The 20264-nt window shown below is 63.4% G+C and carries 15 protein-coding genes; 11 read left to right on the top strand and 4 right to left on the bottom strand.

Going from position 1 to position 20264, the window contains the following annotated elements; all coding sequences use genetic code 11:
• Positions 1 to 8: 8 nt before the first annotated feature.
• From ccoO to GYH35_RS33020, 8 genes are read left to right on the top strand one after another with little or no spacing between them, the layout of a single operon-like run.
• Entirely contained in the window at positions 9 to 656 is a 648-nt protein-coding gene (gene ccoO / locus GYH35_RS33055) for a cytochrome-c oxidase, cbb3-type subunit II (protein WP_161830597.1), read from the top strand.
• On the top strand, positions 653 to 826 hold the full coding sequence (locus tag GYH35_RS33050; RefSeq protein ID WP_161815376.1) for a cbb3-type cytochrome oxidase subunit 3: 174 nt from the start codon (positions 653 to 655) through the stop codon (positions 824 to 826). Before ccoO ends, GYH35_RS33050 begins: the two co-directional genes overlap by 4 nt.
• The gene (ccoP, locus tag GYH35_RS33045) at positions 823 to 1758 is read left to right on the top strand and encodes a cytochrome-c oxidase, cbb3-type subunit III (RefSeq protein ID WP_161830596.1); all 936 of its coding nucleotides are present in this window, start codon (positions 823 to 825) and stop codon (positions 1756 to 1758) included. Before GYH35_RS33050 ends, ccoP begins: the two co-directional genes overlap by 4 nt.
• Entirely contained in the window at positions 1745 to 2041 is a 297-nt protein-coding gene (locus GYH35_RS33040; protein WP_161815378.1) for a hypothetical protein, read from the top strand. Before ccoP ends, GYH35_RS33040 begins: the two co-directional genes overlap by 14 nt.
• Positions 2038 to 3435, top strand: a complete 1398-nt coding sequence (gene ccoG / locus GYH35_RS33035; protein ID WP_161815379.1) for a cytochrome c oxidase accessory protein CcoG — start codon at positions 2038 to 2040, stop codon at positions 3433 to 3435. The genes GYH35_RS33040 and ccoG overlap by 4 nt, the downstream gene beginning before the upstream one ends.
• Positions 3432 to 5885, top strand: coding sequence for a heavy metal translocating P-type ATPase (locus tag GYH35_RS33030; protein WP_161830595.1), 2454 nt, complete (start codon positions 3432 to 3434; stop codon positions 5883 to 5885). Before ccoG ends, GYH35_RS33030 begins: the two co-directional genes overlap by 4 nt.
• Positions 5882 to 6049 carry a cbb3-type cytochrome oxidase assembly protein CcoS gene (gene ccoS, locus GYH35_RS33025; protein ID WP_161815381.1) on the top strand — a complete coding sequence of 56 codons (168 nt, stop codon included), beginning with the start codon at positions 5882 to 5884 and terminating at the stop codon, positions 6047 to 6049. Before GYH35_RS33030 ends, ccoS begins: the two co-directional genes overlap by 4 nt.
• A complete protein-coding gene (locus GYH35_RS33020; RefSeq protein WP_161830594.1) occupies positions 6027 to 6755 on the top strand; it encodes a sulfite exporter TauE/SafE family protein in 729 nt (242 codons plus the stop codon). The genes ccoS and GYH35_RS33020 overlap by 23 nt, the downstream gene beginning before the upstream one ends.
• On the opposite strand, the gene GYH35_RS33015 is transcribed toward GYH35_RS33020, so the two are convergent.
• On the bottom strand, positions 6749 to 8395 hold the full coding sequence (locus GYH35_RS33015; protein WP_161815383.1) for a SulP family inorganic anion transporter: 1647 nt from the start codon (positions 8393 to 8395) through the stop codon (positions 6749 to 6751). The genes GYH35_RS33020 and GYH35_RS33015 overlap by 7 nt on opposite strands.
• A 241-nt stretch (positions 8396 to 8636) precedes the next feature.
• Between GYH35_RS33015 and GYH35_RS33010 the strand changes: the two genes are divergently transcribed.
• On the top strand, positions 8637 to 11123 hold the full coding sequence (locus GYH35_RS33010) for a PAS domain-containing hybrid sensor histidine kinase/response regulator (protein WP_161830593.1): 2487 nt from the start codon (positions 8637 to 8639) through the stop codon (positions 11121 to 11123).
• Here the strand turns inward: GYH35_RS33010 and GYH35_RS33005 are convergent.
• From GYH35_RS33005 to GYH35_RS32995, 3 genes are read right to left on the bottom strand one after another with little or no spacing between them, the layout of a single operon-like run.
• The gene (locus GYH35_RS33005; protein WP_161815385.1) at positions 11090 to 12280 is read right to left on the bottom strand and encodes a sensor histidine kinase; all 1191 of its coding nucleotides are present in this window, start codon (positions 12278 to 12280) and stop codon (positions 11090 to 11092) included. The genes GYH35_RS33010 and GYH35_RS33005 overlap by 34 nt on opposite strands.
• 25 nt (positions 12281 to 12305) lie before the next feature.
• Entirely contained in the window at positions 12306 to 13190 is an 885-nt protein-coding gene (locus GYH35_RS33000) for a CheR family methyltransferase (protein WP_161830592.1), read from the bottom strand.
• Positions 13191 to 13194: 4 nt separating this feature from the next.
• Positions 13195 to 16827: a response regulator gene (locus tag GYH35_RS32995; protein ID WP_161830591.1), complete on the bottom strand. Its 3633-nt coding sequence runs from the start codon at positions 16825 to 16827 to the stop codon at positions 13195 to 13197.
• A 313-nt stretch (positions 16828 to 17140) separates the two neighbouring features.
• On the opposite strand from GYH35_RS32995, the gene GYH35_RS32990 reads away from it, so the two are divergent.
• Together GYH35_RS32990 and GYH35_RS32985 are read left to right on the top strand one after the other, a co-directional pair.
• Positions 17141 to 17770, top strand: a complete 630-nt coding sequence (locus GYH35_RS32990) for a response regulator transcription factor (RefSeq protein WP_161815388.1) — start codon at positions 17141 to 17143, stop codon at positions 17768 to 17770.
• Between the two features lie 154 nt (positions 17771 to 17924).
• On the top strand, positions 17925 to 20264 hold the full coding sequence (locus tag GYH35_RS32985) for a putative bifunctional diguanylate cyclase/phosphodiesterase (RefSeq protein ID WP_161830590.1): 2340 nt from the start codon (positions 17925 to 17927) through the stop codon (positions 20262 to 20264).

The raw sequence follows: 20264 nt of genomic DNA, 5'->3' as shown, positions 1-20264 counted from the left end.
TCGTCATCATGAAACACGAATTCCTCGAAAAGAAGATTGCCTGGATGGGAGCTCTCATTGCCATCGTCATCAGTATTGGCGGCCTCGTGGAGATTGCTCCGCTCTACATGCAAAGCTCGGTCGTCGAACCCTCGCCGGGCATCAAGCCCTACTCTGCGCTGGCACTGGAAGGCCGTGACGTTTATGTCCGCGAAGGTTGTTACAACTGCCATTCGCAGATGGTGCGGCCGTTGCCGGCCGAGACCGAGCGCTACGGCCATTACTCGATCGCCGGTGAAGCGGTTTACGACCATCCGTTCCAGTTCGGCTCCAAGCGCACCGGACCCGATCTCGCGCGCGTCGGCGGCCGCTACACCGACGAATGGCATCGCATCCACCTGATGAATCCTCGCGACGTGGTGCCCGAATCGAACATGCCGGGCTTCCCATGGCTCGCCGAGCGCACGATCGATCCCGCCGCCACGCAAGCAAAGATGCAGGCGCTGCAGAAGATCGGCGTGCCGTACACGTCACAGGAAATTGCGGATGCGCCGGAAGCCGTGCGTAACCGCAGTGAGATGGAAGCGCTGATCGCTTACATGCAGGGTTTGAAGTTTTACGGCGAGCCCAAGGCCGCCGATGGTTCCGCCCAACAAATAGCCAAGAGTCAACGATGAGCATCGAACTGAACGTGGGCCTGGTGCGCGGCCTGCTGACGCTGATTCTGTTTCTTGCCTTCATGACCCTATGGGCGTGGGCCTGGAACAAGAACCGCAAGCATGACTTCGACCGCATGGCGCGCCTGCCGCTCGAAGACCAGGATCCGACTCAGGAACAGCCGCGATGATTCGCCAGCCCGCCAGTGTTTTCATCATCGTCTTCACTGCGATCAACATCGTCGCGTGTCTGTGGCTGATGTGGTGGACCGCTCGCACGCGCGTGCCGGTAGCGGACACATCGGATCAGAAATCCGCCGAGGGCTCGGGCGCGACAGGTCATGTCTGGGACGGCGATCTGGAAGAGTTGAACAATCCGCTGCCGCGCTGGTGGCTGGGCCTGTTCATCGTCACCATCCTCTTTGGCGCGGCCTATCTCACCTTCTATCCCGGCATGGGCAACTTTGCCGGCACGTCGAAGTGGAGCTCCGTCGGCCAGTACGAAGAGCAAGTCGCACGCCAGCGCGCCAACTTCGAAGAGCGGCTGGCCTCGTTGCAGGATCGTTCCCTGACCGAACTGGCCAATAACGGCAACGCGATGGCGACTGCCAAGAATCTGTACAGCGCGAACTGCGCCGGGTGTCACGGCTCGGATGCGCGCGGCGCCAAAGGCTTTCCCAATCTCACCGACCAAGACTGGCTGTGGGGCGGCGACGAGCAGCGGCTGCTGGAATCGATCGCGCAAGGCCGTCACGGCATGATGCCCGCACTCGGCGGCGCGCTCGGCGAACAAGGCGTCAACGAAGTTGCCTCGTATGTCGTGAGCTTGAGCGGCGGCAAAGCACCCGCCGATTGGGTAGCCGCCGGTCAGCAACGGTTTGCCACTTTGTGTGTCGGTTGCCATGGCGTCGATGCCAAGGGCAACGCGATGCTCGGTGCACCGAATCTCACCGACAACATCTGGCTGCACGGCGGCGACTTCGACACCGTGCGCGCGACCATCACGAACGGCCGCGACAACCAGATGCCCGCGCACCGGGATCTGCTCGGGGATACCAAAGTGAAACTGCTCGCCGCCTATGTGCTCAGCCTCAACGAGGCGCAGATGCATGCCGCGAACTGAGCAGACAACTTCACCCACCCGCTGGCCGCACTTCCTGGAAGACCTGGGAGTGCTGCTGTGGGCTTCGTTTCTCGCGGCATGCGTCGCCACGCTGTTGTTCTTCGCTTGTTTCGACCCACAACTGCTCGTGACTGATGCCGCGCCGCCGGCGTGGCTGGCGGATCGTCGCGCCGGCTACACCGTCGGCTTTTTCTTTTTCTGGATGATGTCCGCCATCGCCAGCTTTCTCACAGCCTATCTGATCGAGACACGCAACGGCGCGGCGGACCGGGAACATCGATGAACGCCGCCCGCCCGCTGCAGCCGCCCGTCAACAATGACGGCAGTCTTTATGTTGCTCATCAGAAGGTCTATCCGCGTGAGGTCGAGGGACGCTTCAACCGGCTGCGCGTCGCCGCCACCATCGCGCTGCTCGGGTTGTTCTACGCCCTGCCCTGGCTGCAGTGGGAGGGCCGGCAAGCCGTGCTGTTCGATCTGCCGGCGCGCAAGTTCTATATCTTCGGGCTGACGTTCTTTCCGCAGGACTTCTTCCTGCTGAGCTGGCTGCTCATCATCGCCGCCCTGTCTTTGTTCTTCTTCACCGCGCTGGCCGGCCGTTTGTGGTGCGGCTACGCCTGTCCGCAAACCGTCTGGACCGAGATCTTCGTCTGGATGGAACGCTGGACCGAAGGCAATCGGCAGCAGCGCATGCGTTTGGATCAGGCCGGATGGTCGTTGAATAAGGTCGCTCGCAAGACCGGCAAGCAGCTGCTGTGGGTGTCGTTCGCGCTCTACACCGGCTATACCTTCGTCGGCTACTTCACACCGGTGCGTGTGCTCACGGATTCGGTTTGGACGGCGACGCTCGGCGGCTGGGAGCTGTTCTGGATTCTGTTCTACGGCTTCGCGACCTACGGCAACGCGGGCTACATGCGAGAGCAGGTCTGCAAATACATGTGTCCGTATGCGCGCTTCCAAGGCGCGATGTTCGACAGGAACACTCTCGTTATCTCTTATGACGCCAAGCGCGGCGACCCGCGCGGCTCTCGTGCGCGTGGCGTCGACCCCAAGAGCAAAGGTCTCGGCGACTGCATCGATTGCAAGCTGTGCGTGCAGGCGTGTCCGACCGGCATCGACATTCGCCAGGGCCTGCAGATGGAGTGCATCGCCTGCGCCGCCTGCATCGACGCCTGCGACAGCGTGATGGACAAGATGAACTACCCGCGTGGGCTGGTTCGATACACGACGCAGAACGCCATGGATAACAAACCCACTCGCGTCGTCCGGCCGCGCACGGTCATCTACGGCTCGGTGCTGCTGGCATTGATCGTCGGCTTCGGCGTCGCCGTCGCGAATCGTCATCTGATCGAAGTCGACGTGCTCCGCGACCGCAACGCCCTGTATCGCCCCATCGAAGGCGGGCTGATCGAAAACGTCTACACGATCCGTTTCATCAACAAGGACACGCGCGAGCACGCGCTGCGCGTCACGGCTGAAGGCATCGATGGCGTCACTGTAGATACCGATCGCGAGCTGCAACGCGTCGGCGCCGGTGAAGTCGTGAGCGCAGCCGTCCGCATTCGTGCGCCCAGCAGCGCGATCAGCGGTGGCCGGGACATTCAGATCGTGGCTCGCTCCGACGACGGCGCCATCGAAGCCCGCTCCAAGGCGAGATTCATCGCCCCGGCGGCCCGATGAACGTTTGTTTCCACTGCGGCGAGCCTTTGCGCGGATCGACGCTAGTTGCTCGCGTCGAGCAACGCGACGAACCAGTGTGCTGCAGTGGGTGCCAGGCAGTTGCGGAGCTGATCGCTGGCACGGGCCTCGGTGATTTCTATCGTTATCGCGACGGCAGTTCCGTTCGACCTGGCGACGGCAGTCAGAGCGATAAGTGGCGCGTCTACGCCGATCCACAGTTCGCCGCCCAGTTCACTCGGACGTCCAAGGAACAAACGTCGGTCACGCTGCTCATCGAAGGGCTGCGCTGCTCGGCGTGCAGCTGGCTGATCGATCAGGTCTTGCGACGGCTCGGCGGTGTACACGATGTGAGTGTCAACGCCGCCACGGGCCGCGCCAGCGTAATCTGGAACAATGCCCAACTGAATCTAGCCGACATCATGCGCACCATCGCGCAGCTCGGCTATGTGCCGCATCCGGTCACAGACGAAACCGTCACGCAGGCGCTTCGCGAGGAGCGGCGCGATAGCCTCAAGCGTCTGGCCGTCGCGGGCTTTGGCATGATGCAGGTGATGATGTTCGCGGTCGCGGTCTATTCGGCCGAGCTGGCGAACGAAATCATGGAGCCGCGACTGCTCAGCTACTTCCGCATGGTCAGCCTGCTGGTCGCGACACCGGTCATGTTCTACGCCGGCGCGCCGATCCTGTCGAGCGCATGGAACAGCGTGCGCAGCCGCTCGATCGGCATGGACGTACCGGTGAGCATCGCGCTGGTGCTCGCCTATGGCGCCAGCGTCTGGAACACCTTCAGCGGCGCAGGCGGCGAAGTCTATTTCGACTCGGTCACCATGTTCATCTTCTTCCTGACGCTGGGCCGCTTCGTGCAGATGAGCGTTCGTCAGCACACGGCGGGTGTTACCGATGCGCTCGCGAGGCAATTGCCTTCCATTGCCCACCGAGTCGGCGCAAACGGTATCGAAGATGTGCCCGTGACATCGCTGCTCCTCGGCGGTGTGATCCAGGTGCGTCGAGGCGAGGTATTGCCGGCGGACGGTAAATTGCTCGACGCGGACGCGCACATCGATGAAGCCATGCTGACGGGCGAATCGCTGCCGGTACATCGGAAGATCGGCCAGCGAGTGGTCGCGGGCACTATCAATGTCGACGGCCCGATCAGCATCGCGATCACGGCTCTGGGCACGGACACAGCGCTATCTCACATCGTCGCGCTCATGCAGCGGGCCCAAACGTACAAGCCGGCGCTGGCGCGCAATGCCGACTCGGCGGCCGCCAGGTTTCTCGGCTATGTGCTGATCGGGGCCGGGCTGACCTGCGCCGCATGGCTGGCGATCGATCCGTCACAAGCCTTCGCTGCGACACTCGCCGTGCTGGTCGTCGCCTGCCCGTGCGCGTTCGCGATCGCGACGCCTGCGGCGCTGGCTTCAGCGACCGCGACCCTCGGGCGCCACGGTATCCTGCTGACCGATCCCGATGCGCTCGAGAGCCTGGCCAAAGTGGACCATATCGTCTTCGACAAGACCGGCACGCTGACGCAAGGCGAACTGCGAATCTCCCGATGCATCGCGCTCGCCGGTCTCAGCGAACAGCAATGCCTGCACACGGCGGCGCTGCTCGAACAAGCATCGGAACATCCCTTGGCTCGCGCGTTCGCGCCTTATCTCGACCAAGGCACGGTCGAGGACATGCAAACGATCGCCGGCCGCGGCGTGCAAGGGCGAATCGGGGGCCGCCTGTATCGCATCGGCTCGCCGGACTTTGTTGCCGAGCTTTGTCGGGAGCAGCAGCAGCCCACAGCGTTGACAGGCAGCGTCATCATGCTCGCCGACGAGCAACGCGCGCTCGCGTGGTTCGAGCTCACCGACTCGCTGCGCCCGGCCGCCGCCAGCGCCGTGAGTCAGCTTCGCTCGTTGAACATCGAACCTCAGATCCTCAGTGGCGACGGCTCCGAAGCCGTGCAGTCCATAGCTCGCCAATGTGGCATTACAGAGCAATTCGCCCGCCACTCGGCGAAACAGAAGCTCACCCACGTGCTCAACCTTCAGAAGCAAGGCAGGCGGGTCGCCGTCATTGGCGATGGCGTCAACGATGCGCCGGTCCTGGGTGCGGCGGATGTTTCTATCGCCATGGGGCGAGGCTCGGCGCTGGCGCATGCGAGTGCCGGGCTCGTTCTGGTCAGCGACAACCTGGCGGCGCTTCCCGAAGCCGTTCTGCTCGCTCGACGCACACTGCGGATCGCAAAACAGAATCTGCTGTGGGCGGCGATCTACAATCTGGGCTCGATACCGCTGGCGGCGCTGGGATTCATCCCGCCGTGGCTCGCGGCGCTGGGCATGTCCCTCAGCTCGGTCGCCGTGATGTTGAACTCGACTCGGCTGCTGCCGCGTGGAGCTCGACACACCGCTGCGTCACCGGTGGTTACATCCGCTCATCTTCGGGAGACGACGGCATGAGCATTCTGTTCGTTCTGATTCCGTTGAGCCTGGCGCTGGTGATCTTCGCGGGCTGGGGCTTCTTCTGGGCAGTGAACGCCGGGCAGTTCGACGATCTCGAATCGCCGGGCTGGGACGCCCTGCGCGACGAGCCGCCAACAAATGAATCGCCTGGCGATGCCTGACGCGAGCGCCGCCATCGGCCTTTCCGCCGCGTTCGTCGCCGGTGTTGCCGGCAGCGCTCATTGTTTCGCCATGTGCGGAGGATTGGCAGGCGCTCTGGGCATGCGATCTCGCGTCACCGCGACGAGCCCCGGCGCGGCGTTCGGCAACGCCCTCTCCTACCATGTAGGTCGTCTCAGTGGATATGCGACGGCCGGCGCGATTTGCGGTTTGATCGGCGCGACGCTGCAAGCAGTGCTGGATCTCGCGCGCATCGGAGCCGCGTTGCGCATTGCCAGCGGCGTGCTGTTGATGTTGATCGCCCTGCGCATCCTGTCGCCCTGGAATCCGCTGCGATGGCTGGAAACGTTCGGCGCGAAATTCTGGCGCCGCCTGCAGCCGTTCACGCTCGGGGCCGGCAAATTGACCGGACACACTCGAGCGATCGCGCTCGGCTTTTTATGGGGCTGGCTGCCGTGTGGCCTCGTCTATTCGATGTTGTTGTTTGCCGCGCTCGGCGGGCATGCGTTGAATGGAGCAGCGATTCTGTTCGTCTTTGGCCTCGGCACGCTGCCCTCCATGTTGACGAGCAGTGTGCTCGCCTCGCAGATGCAACGCTTCCTCAAGAGCCGTTGGCCGCGCTTCGCCAGCGGCGCGCTACTGCTGTTGTTTGGCGCCTGGATGATCTGGGTGTCGATACCGGCATCCGGCCACGTGCATCATCACTGAGCCGGGGCAGAGTTCAAGCGCGCCAGCGCCTGCTCCAGATTCTCACAGAAGTTTTCGCCGCCGATCAGATCGACAATGCCGGCCCGGTGCAGCTTGCCGGCGACGCGCTCATTGGCTCCGGTCAGCATCACGCGCACTTTACGCCGATGCAGATCGCGGATGACTTCTTCCAGCGTCTGCAGACCGGTGATGTCCATGAACGGCACCCAGCGCAATCGGATGATCAGCACTTCCGGATCGGTGCGGGTGGCCGCCAGCGCCCGCTCGAAATTCTCGACGGCGCCGAAAAAAAACGGCCCTTCCACGGCGAACGCCAGTATTCCGGGCGGGAAAGTCAGGCCCCGATGCGCGAACTCGCGGCTCAAGTCCTGATGAGTCTGCTGTTGCACCTCCACGCTGCTCGCCATCCGGCGCAGGAAATGCAGGACCGCGACGATCACACCGATGTTGACCGCGACCACCAGGTCGACGAACACGGTGAGACCGAATGTCAGCGCCAGCACCACCACATCGGCCGTCGGCGCCCGTCGAACCATCTTGATGACGTGGCCGGCTTCGCTCATGTTCCAGGCCACGACGAACAGGATGGCCGCAAGCGCCGCTAACGGAATGTGCACAGCCAGGGGCGCGAGTGCGAGCACGATGAGCACCAGCGTCAGCGCATGCACGATGCCCGCAAGCGGGCTGGAGCCGCCATTGCGCACGTTCGTCGCTGTTCGCGCGAGCGCGCCGGTCGCGGCGAAACCGCCGAACAATGGCGCGGCTATATTCGCGATGCCCTGTCCGATCAGTTCCTGATTCGAATCGTGACGCGTCCCCGCCATGCCGTCCGCGACCACAGCGGATAAGAGGGATTCGATCGCACCCAGCATCGCGATAGTAAACGCGGGCCCGATCAGCTCGATTACACGATCCGCCGTGATCTCCGGCATCTGCAGCGTCGGCAAACCTCGAGGAATGCCGCCGAACGCCGACCCGATCGTCGCCACGCCATCGATATGAAACGTCGCCTGCACGATCGTGGCGAACAGCAGCCCGAGAAGCGGACCGGGGACCCGCTTGAGAAAAGACAGGCGCGGCGCGAACAGCACGATCAGCAGCGTCGCGGCGGCCAGCGCCGTCGTTCCCAGGTGTGCCTGCGGCAGCACCTGCAACGTATGCCAGAGCTTCTCGTGGAAGTGCTGGCCGGTCACGCCGGGCAGCCCGAAGAAATCGCGCCACTGGCCGGTCCAGATGACGACGGCGATGCCCGCGGTGAATCCCAGGATCACCGGATCGGGAATGAATTTGATGATGGCGCCCAGCCGCGCGATGCCGAGTAACAGCAGCATCACGCCGGCCAGCAAAGTCGCGATCTGCAGGCCGTCGATACCGTGTTCAGCCGTCACTCCCGACAGGATGACGATGAACGCCCCGGTCGGCCCGGCGATCTGCAGCCGGCTGCCGCCAAACGCCGAGACCAGCAGGCCGGCCACGATGGCCGTGTACAGCCCCTGCTCGGGCTTGGCGCCCGAGGCGATGGCGAATGCCATGGCCAGCGGCAGGGCAACCACGCCGACGACGATGCCGGAAACAATGTTCCGTGCCCAATGGGCGCGTCCCAGCAAGCCGGCGCGATGAGCCTCCAGAAGCGCGATCATCGAAAATGTTCCTTTGAGTAGGCGATGCCCCGCGAGATTATGCGGCAGCGCGCCGCCGAACAAACAAAGAGTGTTCCGGACTACCTAAGTGTCAGTCCGTAGTGACTGCTTGCTGCTCGTGCGCCACCCTCGTCCCGGCATAAGACCATTGCTTAATCCTGGCTCGGACTTGTTATTCATAATGAGCCGATGTGACAGCGGCACGTACTGATGTCGCGCATTCTGTCGGATAGTCCTTTGTATGCCACTGTCCGCCTTAATCGGTGCCGGCCCGCTCTCCCGCGACCGCCGGCACACGCAATCGCAGGGCAAGCCCCTGCCGCGGACCTGGTATCGGCCCCTGCAGCTGCTGTGCTCGTTGCTGGCTCGTCCCTTCGTGGGCGGGCTGCGCAGGCGCGTCCAGGAATTGGAAAGCGACCTCGAGGTGCTCAACAGTTGCAGCATCGTCTCGAGCACCGACGCCAGCGGCCGGATCACCCATGTCAATGAGCTGTTCTGCTACCTCAGCGGCTATGCGCGCGAGGAGCTGATCGGCCGCAATCACAACGTGATCAACTCGGGGCACCATCCCCGCAAGTTCTTCATGGACATGTACCGGAACATCGCCACCGGCCACCCCTGGCGCGGCGAGATCCGGAACCGGGCCAAGAACGGCGATCACTTCTGGCTGGACATCACCATCATCCCCTCCACCGACAGCTCCGGCCGGGTCATCCGGTACACCTCGGTGTGTGTCGATATCACGGCCCGCAAGCAGGCCGAAGCGCTGTTGGCTCAGCTGCGCGAACGACACGCGCGGGCCATCGACGGCTCCGGTGTCTGCCTGTGGGACTGGGATCTGGTGCGCGACTCGGTGGAGTTCGACGGCAACTGGGGCCCGATGTTCGGTTATACGCCGGACGAAGCTGTGCACATTCCGCGGGACGCGTGGAATAGCGCCATGCACCCGGACGATCTCACCGTCACGCTGCATCAGATCGATCGACATTGCCAGGGCGAGACGCCGTTCTTCGAGAGCGAGGCCCGCATGCGCCACAAGGACGGCCACTGGGTGTCGCTGTTGTTGCGCGGCTCGGTGAACAAGCGCGACCAGAACGGCCTGGCGTTGCGCATCTCCGGCACGGCCATCGAAATCTCACAACTGAAGCAGGCCATGCGCCAGGCGGAGCAATCCGAGGCGCTGCTGAAAACCGTCATCGACCTGCTGCCGCAACGAGTGTTCTGGAAAGATCGCGACGGCCGCTTCCTCGGCGCGAATCGCAACTTCAAAGCCGACGTTGGCTTCGACGACATCGCCGGCAAGACGGACCAGGAAGTGCCGTGGGCCGGCGCTCAGCCCGACGGCTCGCAGGACCGACAAGTGATGGAACATCGCCAGCCGGTGCTGAACCACGTGCACCAGCTCGCTCGCGGCGATCACACCGAGTGGCGCACCACCAGCAAGGTGCCGCTCATCGACGCGCGTGGCGAAGTGTGGGGCGTGCTGGGCACCTATCAGGACATTACGTCCTTCAAGGTCGCCGAAGCCGAGCTGATCCAGGCGCGCAATGCCGCCGAGGACGCCAGCAAGGCCAAGAGCGAATTCCTGGCCACCATGAGCCACGAGATCCGCACGCCGATGAATGGCGTCATCGGCTTCACCGATCTGCTGCTGCAGACCTCGCTGACACTCGAGCAGCAGGCGATGGCCAGCACCATCCGCGACTCCGGACGGGCGCTGATGACCATCATCGACGACATTCTGGATTTTTCGCGCATCGAGGCCGGACGCATTTCGCTGGAGCTGTCGCGCGTCGACGCCCGGCAGATCGCCCGGGATGCGCTGGCCTTGTTGCAACCTCGCGCCACCGAGAAACATCTGGAGCTCGACGTGCAATGGCCGTCGGACGTGTCCGCGATCGTCCTCGGCGATGCCGGCCGCCTGCGCCAGGTGCTGGTGAATCTGGCTTCGAACGCGATCAAGTTCACCGATGCCGGCCGCGTCACCATTCGCGCCTCGGAGGTCGATGGGATGCTGCGCATGGCAGTGGAAGACACGGGCATCGGCATCACGCCCGAACAGCTGCCGCGCCTGTTCGCCAAATTCACGCAAGCGGACTCGTCCACCACGCGCAAGTACGGCGGAACGGGCCTGGGTTTGGCGATTTCCAAGCAGCTCGTGGAACTGATGGGCGGCCAGATCGGCGGGCAGAGCCAGCCCGGCGCCGGCTCGACCTTCTGGTTCACGCTGCCGTTCGCTCAGCGCAGCGACGCGACCGGCACGAATCGAGTGCTCAAACTGGATGCTCGGCTGGAGTCGACGGAGCGGCGCGCGGTGGGCTCGTCACAGCCTCGTGTGCTGGTAGTCGAAGACCATGCCGTCAATCGCATGCTTGCGACGCGCTTGCTCGCCAAGCTGGGCTGCGAAGTGGAATTTGCCGAGAACGGCCGCATCGCCTGCGAGCGCACTTCGCAACACGACTACGATCTCATCTTCATGGATTGCCAGATGCCGGAGATGGACGGCTACGAAGCGACGCGGGCCATCCGCGAGCGTGAGCAGGCGGAGAATCGGCATACGCCGATCATCGCGCTCACCGCCAATGCGATGAGCCAGGATCGCGACCGTTGTCTCGAAGCCGGCATGGACGACTACATCACCAAGCCCTACTCCGCGACCGACTTCGAGCGAACGTTGCAGCGCTGGTGCCCGCCTCAGGCGTTGCCGGCGATGGGCATGGAGAAATAAACCGTCGCACCGCGCCCTTCGGCGCCTTCCGCCCATGTACGCCCGCCGTGACGCTGCACGATACGCCGGACGTTGGCCAGGCCGACACCCGTGCCTTCGAAATCCGTCTCCGCATGCAGGCGCTGGAACACGCCGAACAGACGATCGGCATACTGCATGTTGAAGCCGACGCCGTTGTCGCGGACGTAATATACGACTTCATTGCCGCTCACGTCCGCGCCGATCTCGATCTTGGCGGGATCGCGCGGCCTCGTGTACTTCACGGCGTTCGCCAGCAAGTTGATCCAGACTTGTTTCATCAGCTGCGGATCGCCCACGGTGTCCGGGATGGCATGCCGTTCCCAATCGATGTGGCGGTCGCTCAACTCCGGCCCGAGCTCCTGGAAGGTTTCGTCGATCAACTCGTCCATGCGGATGCGCTGCCGATGCATGGCCGCGCGGCCGATGCGTGAGAATGCCAATAGATCGTCGATCAGCCGCGTCATGCGCATCGCGGCCTTCTGCACCGTATGCACGTGACGCCGCTCCTCTGGATTCAGCTTGGCGCCGGCCGACACTTCCAGCATCGACACATACGAATGAATGTGACGCAACGGCATGCGCAGATCGTGCGAGACCGAATGGCAGAACGATTCGAGATCGGCGTTCGCGGCCGACAGATCGTCGTTCTTCTCGCGCAAGGCGTTGTTCAGCTCCGTGACCTGCTCGGCAATTCGCACGCGCTCGCCGATCTCCTGCTCGAGCTCGTGACGCGCCTTGTCCAGTTCGACGAACACCGCGACCTTGGCGCGCAACACCTCCGGTTCCAGCGGCTTCATCAGATAATCCACCGCGCCCGCCGAGTAACCGCTGAAGACCATCTCGGCCGTGCGCATCATGCCCGTGAGAAAGATGATCGGTGTGGCTCGCGACCGCTCACGCGCGCGAATCAACGCAGCGGTCTCGATGCCGCTCATTCCCGGCATCTGCACGTCGAGCAGGATCACGGCGAAGTCATATTCGAGCACGCACTTGAGCGCCTGCTCGCCGCGCGAGGCCGTGATCAGGTTCTGTCCCAGACCTTCCAGCACCGCCTCCAGCGCGTCCAGATTGGCCCGCTCGTCGTCGACCAGCAGAATGTTCGATCGGTGCACCGACTTGTGGCCCGCTTTGCTCATCGCCGAAACCCCCGTATCGCCTCGCTCAGCCCAGCTTGCGATACAAGCGGTGGCGTCGCGACAGCAAGTCATATTGCGATTCATGCCGGCTCAGGTGCAGCGATTCACTCTGGCCCAGCCCGAGAAATCCCAGCCGCACCAGGCTGTCGCTGAACAGCTGGTGCACGCGGTAGCGCAACGGCTCGTCGAAATACATCAGCACGTTGCGACAGAAGATCACGTGAAATTCGTTGAACGACGCGTCGCGCGCCAGGTCGTGGCGGAACACGGCGATCCGATCCAGCACGGCGGGATCGAGCACCGCCGACGCCTTGCCCCGAATGTAATAATCGGACAGCGCGCGGATGCCGCCGGCTGCGCGATAGTTCTGTTCGTACTCCTCGAGCGCGTCCAGCGGCAACACACCGCTGCGCGCCTTCTCGATCACCGCCTCGTTGAGATCGGTCGCGTAAATGCGGCAGCGGTCGTACAGGCCTTCTTCACGCAACAGAATCGCCAGCGAGTAGGCTTCCTGTCCTGTGGAGCAACCGGCCACCCACAGCCGGGGATACGGATACGTCCGCAACAGCGGCACGACGCGATCCCGAAACAAGCGAAAGAACGACGGATCGCGAAACATGGTCGTGACCCGTAGCATCAGCCGGTCCAGCACGTGCGCGAGGAAACGCGGATCGTTGCCGATGCGCTCGCCCAACTCGCCGAGGCCCGACAGGCCCTCGCCGCTGATCAGGCTGCGCAAGCGACGCTGCAAAGCGCGCTTGCCATAACCGCTCAAGTCAACGCCGCTCAGATCGAACAACCGGTCCAGGAATTGATGCAACTCCGGCCCAGCGCCGCGCCCCTGGTCCGCCGCCACGGCAAACGTCGACGTTGGGTATTCCTCCGGCATCATGACGGCGCACGCACTCACTGCGCTAACGCTGCTTGTACAGCCACACACGCAGCATGGAGCGCAGCTGGTCCAGATCCACCGGCTTCGCCAGGTAGTCCGTCGCGCCCGACTTCAAACATTCCTCACGCGCCCGCGCCATGGCCTTCGCCGTGAGCACGATGATGGGCAGGTTCGCATGCCGCTCGAAACGGCGAATACGGCGGATCGCCTCGAAGCCGTCCATTTCGGGCATCATCACGTCCATCAGCACCACGTCGAAATGTTCCGGCGACTGCAGAATCTCGATGGCAGCGGCGCCGCTCTCCGCATAACGCACGCGCATGTGATGACTTTCGAGCCCGGCGGTGATAGCGAAGATGTTGCGCACGTCATCGTCCACGACCAGCACGCTGCGTCCGCGCAGCACCGGATCTTCCTTGCGCGCTCGCTCCAACAATTGCCGCCGCGATTCCGGCAAGCGCGACGCCGGGTAATGCAGCAGCAGCGCCGTCTCATCCAGCAGCCGCTCGGGCGAGCTCGCATCCTTGATGATGATGGCCTCGGACACGGCGCGCAGCTCGGTCTCTTCGGTGCGTGACAATGGCTTGCCGGTGTAGATCACGACTGGCGGCGAGATCTTGCCCAGCCGGCGCTGCATGGTGGCGATCATGTCGGCGCCACTCATGTCGGGCAGCATCAGGTCCGCAATCATGCAATGAAAACGACCTTCGCTCAGCGCCTGCAATGCTTCGGCCGCAGTGGCAGTCGCCACGATCTCCACATCCGTGGCGTTGAACAGCTCGACCACTGCATCGCGCTGACGCTTGTCGTCCTCGACGATCAACAGGCGGCGGATTGGATTGTCGAGCAGCGCCAGCGTCTCGCCGAGCACGCGATCCAACATTTCGCGCGTGACGGGTTTATGCAGGAACGTCAGCGCGCCTTGCATCAGCGCGCGTTCACGCTGATCGTCCACTGAGATCACGTGCACCGGCACGTGCCGCAACTCCGGGTCGTGCTTCAAACGATCGAGCACCGCCCAGCCATTGCTGTCTTTGAGCAGCAGATCGAGCGTGATGGCACTCGGTTTGAAACGTCGCGCCGAGCGGATCGCCTCTTGCGCCGAGCGCTCGATGATCACTTTGAATCCCTTCTCGCGTGCAAAGTCGGCGAGCACCGCGGAGAAACTGCGGTCATCCTCGATCACCAGCAGAATGCGATCGTCGGGGGCGAGGTTGGAGCGATCGTCGTCGGCGACCTCGGACGCATCGCCGAGCGCATCGCTGTCGACCAGCTTCGCTTCTTCCACCGCGGGCCTAGGCTGAGTACGAGCAACTTGCGGCGGCTCCGGCCTTTTCCCAGCCGGCGCGTCGGCCGTCAACGCGGCGGGCAAGTACAGCGAGAACGTGCTGCCGACGCCGGGCGTGCTTTCCAATGTGAGCGTGCCTTGTAACAAGCGGCTCAGCTCGCGACTGATGGATAAGCCCAGGCCCGTGCCGCCGTAACGCCGTGCAGTTCCAGCGTCCGCTTGCTGGAAGGCTTCGAACACGATCTCGCGGCGGTCATCGGGTACGCCGATGCCCGTATCGATGACGCGGAACGCCACGACGGCATCGGCGTTGGCGAGATTGGAAACGTGACCGCCCCACCCGGAAGTCACGCGTTCGATCCTGAGCGTCACGCCGCCTTTGGCGGTAAATTTGAAAGCGTTCGACAGCAGGTTGCGCAGGATCTGTTGCAGGCGCCGGCCGTCGGTCACCAGCGTCGCCGGCACATCCGCGCCCACCTCCACCGTGAATTTGAGATTGGCGTTCTCGGCGACATGGTCGAACGCCTGGCGCATTTGCTGAGTGAGGTCATCGATCCGCACCGGCGCCGCATCGGCGGTGACCGTGCCGGACTCGATCTTCGCCAGGTCGAGGATGTCGTTGATCAGCTCGAGCAGATCGTTGCCCGCGCCATGGATGGTAGAGGCCCGTTCGACTTGTTTGGGCGTCAACGTGCCCTCGTTGTTTTCCGCCAGGATCTTCGACAGGATCAGCAAGCTGTTGAGCGGCGTGCGCAGCTCGTGCGACATGTTGGCGAGAAACTCGGTCTTGTACTTGGAGCTGAGCGCCAGCTGCTGCACTTTATCTTCCAGCGCGATGCGCGACTGTTCGACCTCCTTGTTGGCGCGCTCGAGCGCTTCGCGCTGTTCCTGCAGCACCGTCGCCTTCTCTTCCATTTCGACGTTGCTCTGCTGCAGCTCCTCGTTCACCTGCTCCATTTCCAGGTTGGCCTGCTGCAGCTCGAGCTGCTGCTCGCGCAGCTTCTCCGACATGGCAGTAGCTTCTTCCAGCAGTTCTTCGGTTCTGCGCGATGCCTGCAAGGCATGCAACACGGTGCCGAAGCTCTCGCAGAAGCGGCTGAGCAATGTGAGTTGTGGCGGGGAGAAGCTGGTCAAGGTGGCCAGTTCGAGCACGGCTTTGACTTTGCCTTCGAAACACGCCGGCATGACGACAACCTGGGCGGCACTCGCGTGGCCGAGCGCCGAGCTGATGCGCAGGTAGTCTTCGGGCACTTTGTCGAGCACGACGCCGTTCGCGTCGCGGAAGCACTGACCGATCAATCCCTGGCCGCGCACGATGGTTTTCGGCGCATTCTCGCTGGCGTACGTGGCCTGCAGCTCCAATTTGTCAGAGCTGTCGTTCTCGGGCACATAGATGAGCGATTGTTTCGCACCCACCAGCACCGCGAGCTCGGCAAGGATCTTGGCGCCCAGCTTGGCCGGATCGCGCGCGCCTTCGAGCAGACGTGACAATCGCGCCAGGCTGGTATTCATCCAATCCTGTTCGGACAATGTCTGCTCGCGCGCAGCGATCTGCGCCGCCATATGATTGAACATCACAGCGAGCCGTCCTAGCTCGTCGTTCCGCGCCACCGCTACGGCTTGCTGATATTCACCTCGGCCGACTCGGGACGCGCCGGCCGACAACGCCGCCACCGGACGCAGGATGCTGCGAGTTACCAGCCAGCCGACCAGCGTGATGAGCAGCACGACGGCGAGCGATCCGTAACGGATCAGTTGCCGCGTGACTCGCTCCGCCGCAGCGGCCCGCTCACGCCGTTCCTGTAACAGGCGGCGGTCTTCCGCATCGATGGCGTGGGTCAACTCATCGATGCGATTCATGATGGCCGTGCCGCTCATCACGATCGCCGCGACATCCGAGCGCTGCGGCTCGAACAGCAGCCGCATGGACTCGAAGCGTTGCGAGACCACCGGCAGCAATGTGTCTATCGATTGCTGCTGTATCGAGTTGTCGGTCGTGAGTCGTTTGAGCTCGGCAAGCGTGCGCCTGGTGTCGATGACGGCGGCTTCGAACTGTTCGCGGAACACCGGGGCGCCGATCAACCTGAAGCCGCGCGCCGATGCCTCGGCCTGGCGGATCAGGCGAATGGCGCGCTCATTCTTGCTGAGCACTTCCAGCGAGTGTTGCACCCACTGTCGTTCTTCACCCACGGCCTTCAGACGTGAATTGACTGCCAGGCTGAACAATCCCAGCAGCAACAGCGCCACGCCGAAGCCGGCGCCGATGCGCACACCGACGGGCAGCCATGAGCGACCGGCAGGTTCTACGGGAACGGCAGCCAACGGCGGCGGCCAGTTGTCGATGCCAGCCGTGGCGCTGGAATCCATCCTGAGAGCAGGGTCAGGCAGCCCGGTCTGTCCGAACGAGCTGGCGTGCATGTTCCAGTAACTGTTGCAACATCGGCTGGCCACGAGCTGAAAGCCGCAGCACGATAGTAACGGCGGCAACTGCTAGCAATCGGTAGTTAACGCGCCTACAGCATGCGACAGCGGGGTCGGCGGCCGCTCTGCACCGATCATTGCCATGTCATGGTCCGTTGCCGCTCCAACGGTACTAACAACAATCAAACTTCGTTAGATGCCTAGTTTTCCTGCGCGATGTACACTGCTTCAGACGAGACGGGACAGGGAGAGGTGGGGAATGAATAAAGCAGCGCACCCGGTCGTCCATATTCTGGATGACGACGATGAGGTCCGCGATGTGCTGACGGCCGTCGTACAGGCCGCCGGTCATGTCGCCGTTTCTTACGGCCGGCCTTCGCAGTTTCTGGAAAAGCTCGATCACACGTTGCCGGGCACGTTGATCCTGGACGTGCGTCTGCCGGAGATGAGCGGCCTCGAGCTGCAGCGGCATCTGATCCGCATCGGCTCCATCCTGCCGGTGATCCTGATCACCAACCACGCCGACATTCCCATGGTCGTGGAAGCCATGCGGGAAGGCGCCTTCGATTTCCTGGAGAAGCCGGTCCGGCACCAGGACCTGATCGACCGGGTCAACGCCGCCCTGAAAAAGGACGCGCAGAACCGGGAGAGCATCCGCCGGCATGCGGATATCCGCTCCCGTTTCCTCACTCTCAGCGCTCGTGAGAAGGAAGTCCTTCAACTGGTGGTGGATGGACGCGCCAATAAAGTGATTGCGCTGGATCTGGGGCTGAGCGAACGCACCGTCGAAGTCCATCGCGGCAATATCATGGACAAGATGGGCGCCCACTCGCTGGCCCACCTGGTCCGTATGCACATGATCATCCAGTCCGGCGTCGGCAACGCTTAAGGCCGCCCGCTCCCCCGCCGGACAGCGAAGACCTCGTCGCCCGATGAGGCGTTCCCTCAATCCGTTTGGATTGTGGACTCCTATGCCGCTATGCGAGCGAATGTGAGGTTGAATCGCACATCTTCGCTCGTTCCTGACTTCGATTCGTCTTCAAGTGGCATCCGGCTCGCGCACCAGACTCCTGATCGGCATCCTCTCGGCTTGCATCGTCCTCGCGGTGACGCTGGCCGTGGCCGCGAAGCTGTTTGTAAGCCGTTTCGACGCTATCGAAAACGCCCAGACCCTGCGCAAGTCCGAGCAACTCGTGCAGGCGGTGGATGCCGACCTGAGTCAGCTCGCGATCAGCGCCCGCGACTACGGTCAGTGGGATCAGATGTACCAATACATCCGCCATCCCACGCAGGACTTCGTCGACGTCAATTTCACGCCCTACTCCCTGGCCGGCATGGAAGTGGACATGGTCGGGATCCTGAACGCGCACGGCGAGCTGGTGTTCTCCGCCGAATTGCTCGAGCGCCAGCGCCGCCTGCGATACCCGGCGCCGCCGGATCTGCTGCGACTGTTCCTCCATCTGCGCGACGAGCCGCACGACTGGCGCGACCGCGCCCCGGTCGAACGCATCGTCGACAGCCCGCGAGGTCCGATAGCCTTCTCCATGGTCGAGATCAATCGCTCCGACAAAAGCGATCCGACCGGCGCATTCCTGCTGTTCGTCCGCTATTTCGACCCGGACGAGATCATGCGCATCGCGCAGACCAGCCAGCTGCCGGCGACCATGACGCGCATCGGCGGCGCTGCGCCGGAGCGCGCCGAGCTGCCCACCGACGTGCGCCGTTGGATTGCGACCGCCGACGCACCGATGATCTTTGCCACCAATGTCGACGACGAGCATGCGATGAGCTACGCGCTGTTGCGAGACATGCATGGCCAGCCGGTCGGGCTGCTGAGCGCACCGAGCAAACGTGACATCGGGACGCTCGGCCGTCGCACGACGTTCATGCTGATCGGCGCCATCGCGCTGGTGCTGGTCGCCTGCGTCGGATCGCTGACCTGGCTCGTGCTGCGACTCAGACAAAGCTGGCGGCTGCAGGTCGAGGCCGAACGGCGCCATCGACAGACGCTCGACCATGTCGGCGAACACGATTCTTTGACGGAGCTGCCGAATCGCGCGCACCTGCGCAAGCGACTGCCTCAGCTGTTGCAAGCAGCGGCTGAAGCCGGCCGCCCGCTGACGTTGTTATATGTCGACCTGGATCATTTCAAACACATCAACGAGTCGCTCTGCCATCGCATCGGCGATCAGCTGATCAAGATCGTCGCGCAGCGGGTGCAGGCTGCGACCCGGCCCGCCGACATCGTGATCCGCTCCGGCGGCGACGAATTCGTGGTGGTCGCGCCGATGCTGGACAGCATGCTCGAGATCCGCACCTTGGCCAGCCGGCTGCTCACCACTCTGCGAGAGCCCATTCCGCTGCCCGATGCAACCGTGTCCATGACCGCCAGCATTGGCGTCGCGGTCTATCCGCACGATGGCATCGACGCCGAAGCGCTGCTGAAACACGCCGACATCGCCTTGTACCGGGCCAAGGAGCTGGGCCGCGACAACTTCCAGCTGTTCGACGCGAAGATGAACACCGAGCTGAGCGAGCATGTCGCGATCGAGCAGGCGCTGCGCCGGGCGATCGGCAGCGAGCAGATCTATCTGGAATTCCAGCCGCTGGTGGATCTGCAGAGCGGCCGGCTCACCTCGTTCGAAGCCCTGGCGCGCTGGCGGCATCCGGAGCTGGGCGTCGTTTCGCCGGGGCGCTTCATTCCGGTCGCGGAAAAGAGCGGCCTGATCGTGCCGCTCGGCGAGCAGATTCTGCGGATGGTCATCGAGCAGCTCGCTGAATGGCAGCGCGCGTCCGTGCGGCTAGCGCCCGTGGCGGTCAACGTTGCACCATTGCAGTTCGAGCGCGCCGACTTTCCGGCGCGCTGTCACGAGCTGGCGTCACAGCACGGGCTCGATCCCAAGTGGCTGTCGTTCGAAGTCACCGAGTCGGCGTGGCTGCAGAATTCGACCCGGAGCGTGGCGATGATCGACACGTTGCGCCAGGCAGGCTCGAAGGTCTATCTGGACGACTTCGGCACCGGCTTCTCGAACCTGAGCTATCTGAAACATCTGCCCATCGACGCAGTAAAGATCGATCAGGCGTTCGTCAGAAACATCAGCGTCGATCCGAGCGACGCAGCCATCGTGCGCGGCGTGCTGGCCATGGCGAAGCAGCTGGGCATCGACACCATCGCCGAGGGCATCGAGACTGCAGAGCAGCTCGACTGCCTGCGCGAGATGGGCTGTCATCGCGGCCAGGGCTATTACTTCAGCAAGCCGGTGCCGGCGAACCAGTGCCGCGCCCTGTTGGAACAGATGGGCGAAATGCGCCGCTTCACCGAAACGGTGAAGGCACGTGCGCTGGAGTGCGTGGCGAAGCAGGTTCAGGCGCCGGCCGCGTAG

It is taken from the genome of Steroidobacter agaridevorans (assembly GCF_009932555.1).
Taxonomy (GTDB): Bacteria; Pseudomonadota; Gammaproteobacteria; order Steroidobacterales; family Steroidobacteraceae; genus Steroidobacter; species Steroidobacter agaridevorans.
This window is presented reverse-complemented; position numbering and strand designations above follow the sequence as displayed.